Here is a 670-nt window from a genome sequence, read left to right as displayed (position 1 = left end):
CCAGGGCAGCTACTTTCCTGGCTTTCTCGAACCTCGACGTACTGCCGAGAAGGCGATGGCAGCGGTGATCCAGGAAGCCTACATTCAAGGCGTTTCAACGCGTTCGGTGGACGAGCTGGTCAAAGCCATGGGCATGACGGGCATCTCCAAAAGCCAGGTCTCACGGCTAGCCGGTGAGATCGATGAACGCGTTCATGCCTTCCTTGATCGCCCGCTTGAAGGTGACTGGCCCTACCTGTGGATCGATGCCACCTACGTCAAGGTGCGGGAGGCCGGGCGCATCGTCTCGGTCGCCGTCATAATCGCTGTGGCCGTAAACACTGACGGTGGCCGCGAAGTTCTGGGCATGCGGGTCGGGCCGTCAGAGGCCGAGCCGTTTTGGACAGACTTCCTGCGTAGCCTCATGCGACGTGGTTTGCGGGGCGTGAAACTGGTCATCTCCGACGCTCACGAAGGCCTCAAGGCAGCTGTTTCCAAGGTCTTCAACGCAACCTGGCAGCGCTGCCGTGTGCACTTCATGCGCAACGCCATGGCCCACGTCGGCAAGGGCCAGCGCACCATGGTGGCGGCACTGCTGCGCACGGTCTTCGCTCAAGACAGCCGTGCCGAATGTCATCAGCAATGGCGCTTAGTCGCTGATCAGTTGCGCGAAAAGTACCCCAAGATCGCG

Annotated in this window: 1 protein-coding gene; it reads left to right on the top strand. The window is 60.9% G+C overall.

Going from position 1 to position 670, the window contains the following annotated elements; translation table 11 throughout:
- Positions 1–670, top strand: a 670-nt coding sequence (locus tag NGM28_RS28485) for an IS256 family transposase (protein WP_252092551.1), incomplete at both ends; no start/stop codon positions are given.

It is taken from the genome of Pseudomonas sp. MWU13-3659 (genome assembly GCF_023757525.1).
Taxonomy (GTDB): domain Bacteria; phylum Pseudomonadota; class Gammaproteobacteria; order Pseudomonadales; family Pseudomonadaceae; genus Aquipseudomonas; species Aquipseudomonas entomophila_E.
This window is presented reverse-complemented; position numbering and strand designations above follow the sequence as displayed.